Source organism: Marinobacter albus (genome assembly GCF_030238305.1).
GTDB classification, from domain to species: Bacteria; Pseudomonadota; Gammaproteobacteria; order Pseudomonadales; family Oleiphilaceae; genus Marinobacter; species Marinobacter albus.
This window is the reverse complement of record NZ_JASSQD010000001.1, coordinates 1373285-1386563: the sequence shown is the minus strand read 5'-3', so window position 1 is coordinate 1386563 and position 13279 is coordinate 1373285. Positions and strand designations below refer to the sequence as shown.

Genomic DNA, 13279 nt, shown 5'->3' with positions numbered 1-13279 from the left:
TTACAGACGGATAACCGGAGGGGCACGGGAGGGCAGCACCACCCTCCTTGCTGGTTCCAGTCGATCCCTGAATATGCTGTTCTAGACAGGGAGGGATTCTACGGCTTCCCTTGGACCACACAAGAGCCAAATAGCGGCCCGACGCAGTTTCAGATAGTTAGGAACGTAAACATTTGTAAAAGGCTCAGGATTACAACTAACAAGATCGCAAAGCTAACGGTTTAGCGCTTTAAGGCAGAGACCGGAACCTTGATGCGCTGCCGTTGTTGCATGAAGCTGATAAGAACAATGGCCCGTTCTTCGCCGTCGTAGGCCTGGAAAATTGCATTCAGCCCCTCAAAGGGCCCGTCCTGCAGTTCTACGGGCTCTCCTGGGCGAATCCCTCCTTTTTCCTCAACGGTATCCAGACCGGTTTTGATGTGCTCGAGGACCTCATCCTCAATGGCGGCCGGCCTGTTGCCGAAGCCTACTACCCGGATAACGCCACGGGTTGACCGAAGCTTAGCCCACATGGGATCCGTCTGCTCAAGCGAGACAAACAGATAACCCGGGAACAGCGGCTCACGGCTCTTCGCGCGTTTACCTGCCCGAATCTTTTCGACACTGACCTTAGGGTAAAAGCAGGTAATGCCCTGGTTCTCCAGGTGCGTCAGGGCTCGGTCACCCTGGGCTGGTTTGTGCTGAAGCGCGTACCAACTCATATGCATCAGCCACCCTCTGCAACGAAATGGGGATTCAGTAGATTCTCTTTGCCATAGTGAAGCGGCTTGCCATCCAGCGTGTGGATCTTGCCGCCAGCAGCGGTCAGCACTGCATGAGCCGCTGCGGTATCCCACTCGCTGGTCGGGCCCAGCCGGGGGTAAAGGTCAGCACGACCTTCCGCGATAAGACAGAACTTCAGGGAACTGCCAGCCTGCACGAGCTCATGGTCACCCAGGCGGTCAATGAACGAGCGAGTTTCTGAATTCAGGTGATTTTTGCTGGCAACGACACGCCTGGCCGACTTGGGTTTCACCACGCGAATCTCTTGGATACGGCCCGTCCGATCCCGGCGGTGGGCGCCCTGCCCTTTCACGCCCCAATAGGCTTGCTTAAGCGCCGGGACGGTCACAACCCCAAGCACTGGCTCCCCATCCTCAATCAACGCAATGTTTACCGTGAACTCGCCCGTGCGCTGAGTGAATTCCTTGGTGCCATCAACCGGATCAATCAACCAGAACCGACGCCAATGCTTGCGTTCTTCCCACGGAATGTCGACGCCCTCTTCCGAGAGGATGGGGATGTCCCGGCTGATTCCACGCAGGCCTTTTACAATCTCATCATGGCTGGCGATGTCGGCCGCGGTGATGGGCGAGTCATCCCTCTTATAGTTCACCTTGAAATCCGACTGGTAGATGTGAAGAACACGCTCACTGGCCTTGTCGGCCACTTGTATAACATCCTCAAGGATCGAGCTGTAATGCATGCTTTTCGCTTCCTGCTTCAGATCAAAATGATATGAACTATTCTGAGCGATAGTAACATTCCCTCAATGCTGAAACAGAAGGATGCCACCATGAAACTTCGCTTCCTTGGCGCCACGGGAACCGTCACCGGCTCCCGCTACCTGCTTTCCGACGAGAAACACCGCCTACTCGTGGACTGCGGCATGTACCAGGGCGTTAAGACCCTCCGGCGGCGTAACTGGGCTGAGTTTCCGGTAAAGCCTTCAACAATTAATGCCGTGGTACTCACCCACGCGCACATCGATCACTCAGGCTACCTGCCAGCGCTGGTCAAGAACGGATTTAAAGGAAAAATTTACTGCACCAAGGCAACCCACGACTTGTGCAAGGTGTTACTGCCTGATGCTGGCTTTCTCCAGGAAGAGGACGCCAAGTATGCCTATCGGAAAAAGTTTTCGAAACACGAGAAACCAGAGCCTCTCTTTACGGAAAAGGATGCGTGGGAGGCGCTTAAACATTTCGAATCCCTGCATTACCACGAACCATTTGAGCCAGTGAAGGGTATGGAAGTGACCTTTACCCCGGCGGGGCATATTCTGGGCTCATCCTGTGTGCATGTGCATCACAAGGAGAGTGATCGCATTGTGGTATTCAGCGGCGATGTAGGCCGTCAGAACGACGTCATCATGCGAGCTCCGGAACCTCTGAAAGAGGCAGACGTACTGATCTGCGAGTCGACCTATGGCGACCGTCGGCACGCAGAGACCGATCCCGAGAAAGAATTGGCAGAGATTATCACCCGAACCGCGGGCCGGGGTGGCATCGTGCTGATACCGGCATTTGCGGTTGGCCGGGCGCAGATGTTGCTCTACGTGATTCACAAGATTATGGGTGAAGGCCAGATTCCAAAGTTGCCGGTTTTCCTAAATAGCCCGATGGCAATCAAGGCCACCGAGATTTTCTGCAAACACAACAAAGAGCACAAGCTCAGCACGGCGCAGTGCGAACTGATTGATAACAGCACCAAGTTTGTTCGGACGGTCGAGGAATCCATTGCACTGGATGCCGTGCGCTACCCCTGCGTGATTATTTCCGCCAGCGGCATGGCCAGTGGCGGCCGGGTGCTGCACCACCTGAAGACGCTATTGCCTAACGAGCGTAACAGCATTGTGTTCGCAGGGTTCCAGGCACCGGGTACGCGCGGGGACGCATTGGTGAACGGCGCGGAGTCGGTGAAGATTCATGGGGAGTATTGGCCGGTTAGAGCGGATGTCTTCAACCTGGATTCGCTTTCGGCCCATGGGGATTATGAAGAAATACTGGAATGGCTGGGCCAGGGGGAATTAAAGCCCGAGAAGGTTTTTGTAACGCATGGGGAGATGTTGGCGAGTGATGTGATGCGGAAACGGATTTGTGAGCGGTTTGGGTGGGATGTTGAAGTGCCGGAATTGTTTGAGGAGGTTGAACTTTAGCTAAGCTTGGCACTGCTTTCGACAAGTCCCGGGTTCCTGGCTTCACCTGGGACTTGTCCTGGCAAGGTCAGAGTCTCAGATCTGCCTCCCCAAGTGGTAGCACGCCCTTCAAATCGAAAAGAACGCCCGTTTTCTTTAAATAAGCACGCAAGTCACTTGAGGTTTTGTCAGCATACTCTCGATGAGGAACGGCCAGTAACAGTGCGTCGTAACCGCCGAAGGGCGGAGAATCCACAAGCGAAACCCCGTATTCGTTGAAAGCTTCGCCGGCGTCTGCCCAGCAATCCATTATGTCCACAGAACAACCGAAATCCTGCAACTCCTTCACTACGTCAATAACCCGGGTGTTGCGCAAGTCAGGACAGTTTTCTTTAAATGCAAACCCTATGATCAGCACACGAGAATTGGCAACCGTGTGCCCCTTCTTGATCATTGCCTTAACTAACTCGGCGGCAGCGTAAGGCCCCATATTATCGTTCACCCGACGGCCTGCCAGGATTATCTCCGGGTGATATCCGATCGCCTGGGCTTTATGGGTCAGGTAATAGGGATCTACACCGATACAATGCCCGCCGACAAGCCCCGGCTTGAAAGGCAGAAAATTCCATTTGGTTCCCGCAGCGGCAAGCACCTCGTGCGTGTCGATTTTCAACCGAGAGAAGATCATCGATAGTTCGTTCATAAGCGCTATGTTCAGATCACGCTGGGTGTTTTCAATTACCTTGGCGGCTTCGGCAACTTTGATGGAACTGGCTTTGTGGGTGCCGGCGGTGATAATGCCGGCATAGAGTGCATCCACTTCCTCGGCGATTTCTGGAGTGGAGCCGGACGTCACCTTCTTGATGGTTGTGACACGATGTTCCCGATCACCCGGATTGATACGTTCGGGACTGTAACCGGCAAAGAAATCCTGATTGAAGATCAGTCCGGATTCACGCTCCAGAATCGGGACACATACTTCCTCGGTTGCCCCCGGAAATACCGTGGATTCATAAATAACGATGTCGCCTTTCTTGAGAACTTTGCCGACGCTCTCACTTGCCTGAATCAACGGATTCAAGTCCGGGGATTTGTATTCATCAATCGGGGTAGGAACTGTAACGATAAAAATCTCGCATTCACGAATTTCTTCAAGAGAGTCGGTGAAGGAGAGTTTGGAGGCGCCTCGCAGCTCTTCCGGTGAAACTTCGCGAGTTAAATCCACCCCATCCTTGAGCTCAGCAATCCGCTTGCGGTTAATGTCGAACCCTTTAACCGGGCGCTGCTCCCCAAATGCTGCGGCAAGCGGCAGGCCGACATAACCCAGACCAATAACAGCAATATTCTTCATTTTAAGTCCCTTTGCCATGATTACACCTGAACAATGCTTTCCGTCCTTACCCTAAGAACCGGAGCCATTACAATTCCTACTGGTAATCCGTTTCCGCGACTGGTGAGTTTCGTTCAATATCTCGTGTTGCTACCTTACCGACAACCTCTTTTAGATACTTGGGGGCTAAACCATACCCAGGGCGGACACTACGAATGTCACTCTCCTGGATCACCTGGCCCGCCTTGATATCCTGAACAAAATACAGCGAACGGCGGAACTGGGCGTTACCCTGTTCACTGGACTTCCTTCCGTAATCTATCTGGCCCAACGCTTTCCACGCGGTTTTACTATCCCGGCATAACGCGGCGAGATCTTCAGGCTCCAATGAAAAGCTGTCGTCCGGGCCCCCTCCCTGCCGGTCGAGCGTAAAATGCTTTTCTACAATCGATGCGCCGAGGACGACACTGGCAATAGCTGTGGTGTTATCCAGGGTGTGGTCGGACAACCCAGTAACCAACCCAAAACGATCCTGCATATCGACAATGGTACGCAAATTATAGTCCTCAGCCGGAGCCGGGTAACCACTCACACAGTGAAGGATAGCGAGTTGGGTGCAGCCAGCATTTCGGGCGGCATCGACCGCTTCCCGAATCTCCTCCTCGTCGGCCATCCCGGTGGAAATAATCATCGGCTTCCCGGTGCGGGCAACGTATTCAATAAGGGGCAAATCTACCGCCTCGAATGAAGCAATCTTATAGGCCGGGGCACCGAGCTCTTCGAGTAAATCGACCGCAGTGGTATCAAACGGTGAGCTGAAAATAGTAATACCCAGCTTACGGGCGTGATCAAAAAGTGGCTTGTGCCATTCCCACGGCATATGCGCTTCTTCATACAATTCATAAAGCGTGCGGCCATCCCACAAGCCACCTTTGATACAGAACCCCTCTGCCTGGGAATCGAGTGTAATCGTGTCCGGGCGATAGGTTTGCAGCTTAACGGCGTCCGCTCCCGCTTTAACCGCTTCCTCGATGATCCTCATTGCCGTTTCAAGCTTGCCGTTATGATTGGCCGACAGTTCCGCAATAATATACGGGGGCTGATTTCGGGAGATCTCCCGCCCATCGATAGTAATCATCGCCTCAGTCATAAATATGCCTAATGGTTACGAATTCGAATTCTGCCATTCTGAAGCAAGAATCCCGAAACAGACAATGTCATGGTATTGCTCACCGTCGAAGAACTGGTCCCGGAGCGTGCCTTCAAGTGTAAACCCCAGCGCGCGGTGGAACCTGATCGAGCGCTCGTTAAATCCAATGGCCTGGCCACAGAGCTTGTGTAACTTCATGGTTCCGAAAGCATGCCCAAGCGCAGCCTGACCCAGTCCGCGCCCTGTCCCACTCCTTACATCCGGTGCCAGATAAAAGCCCCAGTCGGCGATTGCCGGCCATCGCGTTTCGGAAATATTGACGAAGCCACACGGAATGCCGTCGAGCTCGTATATCAGCAGTGAGACTCCTTGCTCCTTCTGAACGCCCTCAAACCAGCGCTTGTGCTCGTCCGGGGCAATCTCATGACTGCTGTACATATACCTTCGCACATCCGGATGATTACGCCAGGCAAGAACGCGATCGAGATCCCCGGAAACCATCGGCCTCAATTCACCTGTCTTCACTAGGACTCTCCAAGCATTTGCGCAACAACCCGCCTGACGCCCTCACCGTCACACAGAGAGGCGGCTCGATCGCTCATGGCCCGTAACTCAACCGGATCAAGCAACGACCCTACTGCGCCGGCCAAGGTTTTCGATATATGCCGCCGGTCCCCAATAGCAAGGGCTGCTCCCGCTCTATCCAGCGCGTCAGTTCCGGGTTTCTGGTTGGCCGCCATCACAATCAACAGGGACGGCAAACCAAGGCAGCATCGCTCCCAGGCGGTCCCCCCCGCGGCGCCAATGGCCAGATCCGCGTCAGACATCAGTGATGCCATATCGCCCACATTCACCATTACTCGGGCGCGCAGATGCATCCTCTGAACCAGCCCCGAAATTTCCTCAGCATGGGGAGAGCCGCCACCCATCACCACGGTAACGTGACAGGATGCCAGCTCCTCAACTGAATCCAGTGCCCGCAGTACATCGCCGGTTACATTCTCGCTATCTACGCCGCCCATGCTCACCAGGATAGTTTTAACGTCCCCGGACCGCCGTCGCGCAAGACTGCGGGCGCGCTTCTGGGCAAATTCAGGTCGCAACAAGGCGTATCTGGGCCCTATCAGTTGCCCCGCGTCCGTGGGCAGCAAACCGTCGTAATCGCTCTGACTTCGCCCGAGATTCTGATCCAGTAAAACATCGCACACGTGGGGTCGATCGGCGAGATCATCAATCACCAACAACGACTCTGCACTGTCGGCGAGAGCCTGCTCCCACCTGGCATCAAGGGCGTAGTGGTCGACGACCAACCAGTCGGGCCGAGCATCCCGGATTTCGGCGATGGTGTCGGCAGCATCGGTTTCCCAGTCCGTCCGAAGCCAGCCTGCATGGCCGGGAAGCGATTCGCTATTCGGGGCTTCGCGTTCCGGCAGCATCCTTACCTCGTGACCTCTGCCACCCACCATGACTGCCAGACTGCCGGGCAACTCGCGCATCACAAAGGTACATCGAGCGCCCTTCTCGGCAAGGGCAGCGGCCAACGTCAGACACCTCATCACATGGCCGGAACCGATTTCCAGGGAAGCATCGACTCTGAAAACGACCCGCAAGTTATCAACCATGGTTATTTCGGGCTTTCAACGCTTCAAACATATACTCCGCGGACGCCCAATCCTCCGGGGTATCCACATCCTGAACCCGATATCGAGGAACCGGCACGGCTACGGAGTCCGGACTGAAGATAACGCGTTCCTCAATCCACGCATCCGCCGTTCCCCAGTAGAATTGACCGGCATCGTGCCACGCCTCCTCCAGATCCTGGGAGCGCGTTGCAAACTGCTCGGGGTAGAACATTTCCACCCGGCCGCCTTGCTTCAATCGCAACGCCCGCTGGATGGGGAAGGCATAACTTGTCACCGAAAAGGCAAAGCTGCACCGGGATTCACGCAATCTCCGTTCACCCTGCTGAAGGTCTTCCGACGCCAGGAACGGCGCGGTGGCATAGATGCAGCATGCATAATCCACGGGAAAACCGCTGTCCAGCAACCAGGAAACTGCGTGTCGAATCACGGGAATCGTGCCGGCATGATCGTCAGACAGTCGCTCCGGCCTCTGAAACGGAACTTCCGCACCATACTCTCGTGCGACGTCTGCGATTTCATCATCGTCTGTTGAAACGATGATCCGATCGAAACAACCACTTCGCCTTGCGGCGTCAATGGACCAGGCAATCATGGGCTTTCCGCAAAACTGGCGGATGTTCTTTCGAGGTATGCGCTTACTACCTCCGCGCGCTGGTATTATCGCGACCTTCATGCAGTGATCGCCTTCGTTAATGCAGCAACCACGGTGTCCTGCTGTTCAAACGTCAGGCCGTGGAACATGGGAAGACTGATTGCTTCCCGGTAGTAACGCATGGCTTCTGGAAAGTCCTCCGGCGAAAATCCCATGGCTGCATAATAGGGCTGCGTATGCACTGGAATGTAGTGCAAATTGACACCGATCCCCTGCTCTCTCATGGATTCAAAGACTTGCCGATGAGAAGGACCGGCGCCAGTGAGATGCAGGCGCACAACGTACAGGTGGAGCCCCGAATAGCTGTCTGGATGCTGAAAAGGTACCGTCAGCGGAAGATCGGCAAGAAGGTTGTCATAGCGTTTTGCCAACTCGTGACGTTGCGCAACAAAACTGTCGAGCCGATCCATCTGGCTCACTCCAAGCGCTGCCTGGAGCTCGGTCATCCGGTAATTGAACCCCAGATCGACCTGCTGGTAGTACCACGGCCCATCCGGTTCGTGCGTCATTCGGCTCGGATCCCGGGTGATCCCATGGCTTCGCAACAACTCCATATCAGCGGCAAGCTCCGGGTCGTTGGTCACGGCCATGCCGCCTTCTGCGGTTGTCACTATCTTGACCGGATGGAAGCTGAAAACTGTGATATCGCTGTAGCGACCGTTCCCGACGAACTCGCCCCTATATTTCCCGCCAATGGCGTGGGACGCGTCTTCAATCACTCTAAAACCGTAGCGATCGGCCAGGGTCTTGATCGCCGCCATGTCACACGGCTGTCCACAGAGATGAACTGCTACAACTATCTTCGGTAATTTACCTTCCGCCTCCGCGCGCTTGAGCTTTTTCTCCAGTGCCTGGGGGCAGAGGTTGTATGTTGCGGGGTCAATATCGACAAAATCCACCCTGGCTCCGCAGTAAAGACCGCAATTGGCGGATGCCACAAACGTCACGGGCGACGTCCAAAGCCAGTCCCCTTCCGACAACCCCAGCGCAGCACACGCGATATGCAGTGCGGACGTAGCGCTGTTCACCGCCACACCGAAGCGGGCGCCGACGTGTTCCGCTACTTTCTTCTCAAAGGCCGGGACTTTCGGCCCCTGAGTCAGGAAGTCAGATTGCAACACCTCAACAACGGCATCGACATCATGCTGGGTAATCTCCTGCCGACCGTAGGGAATCATGGATCACAGGCTCCCGATCTTTTCTCGGTTCGAATCGATCCAGGCCTGCAACTCCCCTTCGGACATCCACTCAGAATTATTGTCACTGGAGTAGATAAACCCTTCCGGGACTCTTTTGCCGTCCTTGATCCGGTTCGCATCCGAACTCCAATCGTGGATCGCCGGTAAGATCTTGAAATGTTCAGGATACTCGTAGGTATAGTAGGCGTCTTCGGCACCAATCATCTGTTCGTGGAGTTTTTCGCCGGGGCGGATGCCAACAATCTCCTGCTCCGCATCGGGTGCGACCACCCGGGCCAGGTCCGTTACTTTCATGGAGGGGATTTTCTTCACGTAGATCTCGCCGCCTTCCATGTCCTCAAACGCATGCCAGACCAGCTCAACGCCGTCTTCGAGCGAAATCATGAAGCGCGTCATTCGCTCATCGGTAACAGGCAGAACACCTTTATCCCTGAGCGACATGAAGAAAGGAATGACCGAACCCCGGGAGCCCATCACATTCCCGTACCGCACCACGGAAAAGCGGGTCTCATGGCTGCCCGCGTAAGAATTACCGGAAACAAACAGCTTATCCGAGGCGAGTTTGGTCGCACCGTATAGATTGATGGGGCTGCTTGCCTTGTCGGTGGAGAGTGCCACAACACGCTTAACGCCCTTATCGATACAGGCATCAATGAGGTTCATCGCACCATTGATGTTGGTCTTGATGCACTCGAACGGGTTGTATTCTGCCGTCGGGACAATCTTTGTCGCGGCGGCGTGCACCACATAATCAACGCCATCGAGAGCGCGGTATAGCCGGTCCTTGTCGCGAACGTCGCCAATAAAAAAACGAACGCGATGATCGCCGGTGAATTTCTTTGCCATCTCCCACTGCTTCATCTCGTCCCTGGAGAAAATGATAACGCGCCTCGGATTGAATTTCTCAAGGAGCATGGGCACAAAGGTGTGGCCGAACGAGCCAGTGCCGCCAGTGACAAGGATAGAGCTGTTGTTAAACATGGATAATGAATCGCCTCAGTTCAGTTGTTTTGGATCAGGCACCCGCGTAGAAGCATTACCTCTGGCCGATGATAAAAGAAAAAAGGGGCGAGATCTTCCCGAGCCGCCCCGCTCGCTCAAGAACCGGAAAAATTCAAAGTGGCCAGAAAACCGGAATAAGGAATACGGCGATCAGGCCGACGAGAAGACTAAGCGGTAAACCGACTCGCATGTAATCCGAGAAGCGGTAGCGCCCTGGGCCATAGACCATCAAGTTTGTCTGATAGCCAAGCGGTGTAATAAAACTTGCAGAGGCAGCAAACATGACTGCCACCGCGAAGGGCAGAAAGCTCACCCCCAGATGCTCGGACAAGGCCAGCGCAATCGGGAACATCAAGACTGCAGCAGCATTGTTGGTGATTACCTCGGTAAACACCGCAGTCAATACGTACACGACGACCAGCGCCATCCAGGGAGAGTAACCGTCGCCATCACCCAGAAGCGCACCCGCTATTACTGATGCGGCGCCGGTTTCTGACATGGCATTACCTAGCGCAAACGACGCTCCGATCACAACAAGCACTGGCAAATCAACACTTCGCCTGGCACGACTGGCAGTGATACACCGGAAAACAATCATCGCGCCGGCGGCAATGAAAGCGGCTTCCATAATGCTCAGCAATCCGCTGGCACTAACCAGCACCATACCCAGCAGTATGCAAAGCGCCAATGGTGCCTTGTGAAAATCGGGAGGCGTGGAGTCATTCAGCGCACTGACCAGCAAAAAATCCCGACGGAACCTGTACTGTTCCGCAAACTCATGACTTGCCTCCAGCAGGAGCGTATCGCCCATCTTGAACTGGATATCACCAAGCTTGCCAGCCACCCGTCGGCCCTCACGGGACACCGAAAGAATCACGGCACTGAAACGGGAACGGAAACGACTATCCCGCACCGTCTTCCCAAGTGCCGGGAACTCTGGCCCCAATACCACTTCCACCAGACAGCGCTGGTGATTAGCAATATCCAGCTTATGGACACTGGCATTGGCCGGCCGCAAACCATGAATGCGGCGGAGCTCACTGGCGCACTCCGGAGCACCCACAAAGTAGAGTTTGTCGCCTGGCTGCAAAGTACGGTCCGGTTCCACGGCAGTGATTAACCGCCCCTTCCTGTCGATTTCGGTCAGATAGCCGTAGGTGAGAGCCCTCAGGCCCGCCTCAGCAATGGTTTTACCAACAAGCGGACCAGGGCTTACTACCTCAACTTCAACGCCATACTCGCGGACTGCTTCCAACTCTTCTTTGAGCCCGCCTCTATCTGGCAGTAACCTGGCCCCAAACAGCACGAGGAAAAGGCCACCGGCCAACAATAAAGGCACGCCGACCCATGCCAGTTCAAACAATCCAAGACTGATACCGAGACGGCTCTGCAGCATGCCATCCACTACCAAGTTGGTACTGGTGCCAATCAATGTGCAGGTACCGCCAAGGATTGCCGCATAACTTAAAGGAAGGAGAAGCTTCGAGGCAGGAATCTGTAACCGTCGGGCCCAGTCCTGAATGGCTGGGATAAACATCGCTACGACAGCGGTGTTGTTCATGAACGCACTCAGCACTCCGGTGGGCGCTACCATGCGTAACTGAGCGCCTCTCACGGAGGCCGGGTGACCCAATAATTTGCGAGCAATCCATTGTACGGCACCGGTTTCTTTCAGACCGGCAGCAACGATGTACAACGTGGCAATGGTAATGACGCCCGGGTTTCCAAAGCCCGACAGTGCCGAGCCGGGCGACAGAACCCCGGAGATCACCAGCACGGCGAGTGCGGCCATCAAGGTCAAATCCGCAGATACACGCGTAAATACCAGGGTGCAAAGCACTGCCCCCAAAGTGCCGAGGGTGAAAATAGCATCCCACTCCACCTGGAGCTCCTTACCTTGGACGTTCGAGAATCAGATTTCGATCCTGAAGGTACTGGATAAGTTGTTCCACGCACTCATCCACGCTTTGTGACGAGGTATCGAGGACAACCTCAGGGCTTTGGGGGGCCTCGTAGGGCGAGTCGATCCCCGTGAAGTGCCGAATCTCCCCTGCGCGCGCTTTCCGGTAAAGCCCTTTCGGGTCCCGCTCTTCGCAGGTCTCGATCGGGGTATCCATGAATACCTCAACGAACTCACCGGCCGGAAAAAGATTTCTGACCAATCGCCGATCGCTTGTGAACGGAGAAATAAACGCACTCAAAACAATCAGGCCCGCATCGGCAAATAGCTTGCTCACCTCACCGATCCGACGAATATTCTCGACGCGATCCGCATCGGAGAACCCCAGATCCCGATTCAGGCCATGACGAACATTGTCACCATCCAGCAGGAAGGTATGATACCCCCGCCGATAGAGCGCTACATCAAGTGCATTGGCGATGGTAGACTTCCCCGAACCGCTCAGCCCTGTGAACCAAAGAAGGCATGGCCGTTGATTTTTGGGGTCTGATCGCTCGGCGCGGGTTACTTTGTGGTTGTGCCAGACGATGTTGTTGCTCAAAACGAAGTCCCTTGAAAATGCATAAGATTAGTTCGGGCAGCAATATATCAGAAAAGAATCCCCAAATGCTCAGAGTACGGGAGAGTTGTTTGCATGTTAGTTAATTTCCTCGTGGCCGGTACACAGAAAGGCGGAACGTCTGCTCTTGATGCCTATCTAAGGGAGCATCCGCAAATCTGCATGGCAAACCGAAAAGAGGTACATTTTTTCGACAATGAGGCCGCTTTCGCTAACGGCGCAGCAAACTATAAAACCTACCATGCAGCTTTCAGCCCCACGAAAGATCACACCACCATTGGAGAATCCACGCCCATATACATGTATTGGGAGCCGGCACCAAGAAGGATCTGGGAGTACAACCCGGATATGAAGATCATACTGACCCTGCGGAATCCAATAGATAGAGCATACTCACATTGGAATATGGAAACAGCACGCGGTAAAGAGTGTGTTTCTTTCAAGTCCGCAATTATCCACGAGAATGAGCGCTCCAGAGAGGTCTTGCCAAACCAGCATCGCGTTTACTCATATACTGACAGAGGCTTCTATTCTTATCAGTTAAAACGACTATGGCATTACTTCTCAAAGGAAAACACGTTGATCCTCCGCCACGAGGAACTTAAAACCAGTCCGAATCACACACTCAGAAAAGTAACGGATTTCTTAGGCTTGGCCCCTCTTCCAACCGTCCACCCAAAAGAAGTTCATAGAATCGACTATCAGAGCGTAATGTCTCAAGAAGAGAGAGAACTGCTTTTCAGCATTTTTCAAAATGAAATCGCTGAGATTGAACGTTTGCTAGATTGGGACTGCACAAATTGGAGAGCAATCTGACCCTGACAGATTTTTTCCACCCAAGCCCCTCCCTGAGCCCCGGGCACTGCATCGTAACTAAAGCGAACGCTT

At 54.3% G+C, this 13279-nt stretch carries 13 protein-coding genes; 2 read left to right on the top strand and 11 right to left on the bottom strand.

What is annotated here, in order from left to right; genetic code table 11:
• Positions 1-221: 221 nt before the first annotated feature.
• Together rfaH and cysQ are read right to left on the bottom strand one after the other, a co-directional pair.
• Positions 222-701, bottom strand: a complete 480-nt coding sequence (rfaH, locus tag QQF73_RS06520; protein WP_285368285.1) for a transcription/translation regulatory transformer protein RfaH — start codon at positions 699-701, stop codon at positions 222-224.
• Positions 702-706: 5 nt separating this feature from the next.
• Positions 707-1465 carry a 3'(2'),5'-bisphosphate nucleotidase CysQ gene (gene cysQ / locus QQF73_RS06515; protein WP_285367665.1) on the bottom strand — a complete coding sequence of 253 codons (759 nt, stop codon included), beginning with the start codon at positions 1463-1465 and terminating at the stop codon, positions 707-709.
• 90 nt (positions 1466-1555) lie between these two features.
• On the opposite strand from cysQ, the gene QQF73_RS06510 reads away from it, so the two are divergent.
• Positions 1556-2917 (top strand): MBL fold metallo-hydrolase, encoded by a 1362-nt coding sequence (locus tag QQF73_RS06510; protein WP_285367664.1) that lies wholly within the window; start codon positions 1556-1558, stop codon positions 2915-2917.
• 67 nt (positions 2918-2984) lie between these two features.
• On the opposite strand, the gene tviB is transcribed toward QQF73_RS06510, so the two are convergent.
• The 9 genes from tviB to cysC all read right to left on the bottom strand — a co-directional run bounded on the left by tviB (position 2985) and on the right by cysC (position 12373).
• A complete protein-coding gene (gene tviB / locus QQF73_RS06505) occupies positions 2985-4247 on the bottom strand; it encodes a Vi polysaccharide biosynthesis UDP-N-acetylglucosamine C-6 dehydrogenase TviB (RefSeq protein WP_219868036.1) in 1263 nt (420 codons plus the stop codon).
• Positions 4248-4323: 76 nt separating this feature from the next.
• Positions 4324-5376: a pseudaminic acid synthase gene (gene pseI / locus QQF73_RS06500; protein ID WP_285367663.1), complete on the bottom strand. Its 1053-nt coding sequence runs from the start codon at positions 5374-5376 to the stop codon at positions 4324-4326.
• A gap of 15 nt (positions 5377-5391) precedes the next feature.
• A complete protein-coding gene (gene pseH, locus QQF73_RS06495) occupies positions 5392-5901 on the bottom strand; it encodes a UDP-4-amino-4,6-dideoxy-N-acetyl-beta-L-altrosamine N-acetyltransferase (RefSeq protein ID WP_345782948.1) in 510 nt (169 codons plus the stop codon).
• The gene (gene pseG / locus QQF73_RS06490; RefSeq protein ID WP_285367662.1) at positions 5901-6998 is read right to left on the bottom strand and encodes a UDP-2,4-diacetamido-2,4,6-trideoxy-beta-L-altropyranose hydrolase; all 1098 of its coding nucleotides are present in this window, start codon (positions 6996-6998) and stop codon (positions 5901-5903) included. Before pseG ends, pseH begins: the two co-directional genes overlap by 1 nt.
• Positions 6991-7692: a pseudaminic acid cytidylyltransferase gene (gene pseF, locus QQF73_RS06485; protein WP_285367661.1), complete on the bottom strand. Its 702-nt coding sequence runs from the start codon at positions 7690-7692 to the stop codon at positions 6991-6993. The genes pseG and pseF overlap by 8 nt, the downstream gene beginning before the upstream one ends.
• Positions 7689-8849 carry a UDP-4-amino-4,6-dideoxy-N-acetyl-beta-L-altrosamine transaminase gene (pseC, locus tag QQF73_RS06480; RefSeq protein WP_285367660.1) on the bottom strand — a complete coding sequence of 387 codons (1161 nt, stop codon included), beginning with the start codon at positions 8847-8849 and terminating at the stop codon, positions 7689-7691. The genes pseF and pseC overlap by 4 nt, the downstream gene beginning before the upstream one ends.
• Before the next feature lie 3 nt (positions 8850-8852).
• Complete coding sequence (gene pseB / locus QQF73_RS06475; protein ID WP_219866288.1) at positions 8853-9851, bottom strand: UDP-N-acetylglucosamine 4,6-dehydratase (inverting); 999 nt, start codon at positions 9849-9851, stop codon at positions 8853-8855.
• A gap of 133 nt (positions 9852-9984) precedes the next feature.
• The gene (locus tag QQF73_RS06470) at positions 9985-11754 is read right to left on the bottom strand and encodes an SLC13 family permease (protein WP_285367659.1); all 1770 of its coding nucleotides are present in this window, start codon (positions 11752-11754) and stop codon (positions 9985-9987) included.
• Between the two features lie 10 nt (positions 11755-11764).
• Positions 11765-12373 carry an adenylyl-sulfate kinase gene (cysC, locus tag QQF73_RS06465; RefSeq protein WP_219866290.1) on the bottom strand — a complete coding sequence of 203 codons (609 nt, stop codon included), beginning with the start codon at positions 12371-12373 and terminating at the stop codon, positions 11765-11767.
• A gap of 93 nt (positions 12374-12466) precedes the next feature.
• Between cysC and QQF73_RS06460 the strand changes: the two genes are divergently transcribed.
• Positions 12467-13207, top strand: a complete 741-nt coding sequence (locus QQF73_RS06460; RefSeq protein WP_219866291.1) for a sulfotransferase family protein — start codon at positions 12467-12469, stop codon at positions 13205-13207.
• Positions 13208-13279 lie beyond the last annotated feature (72 nt).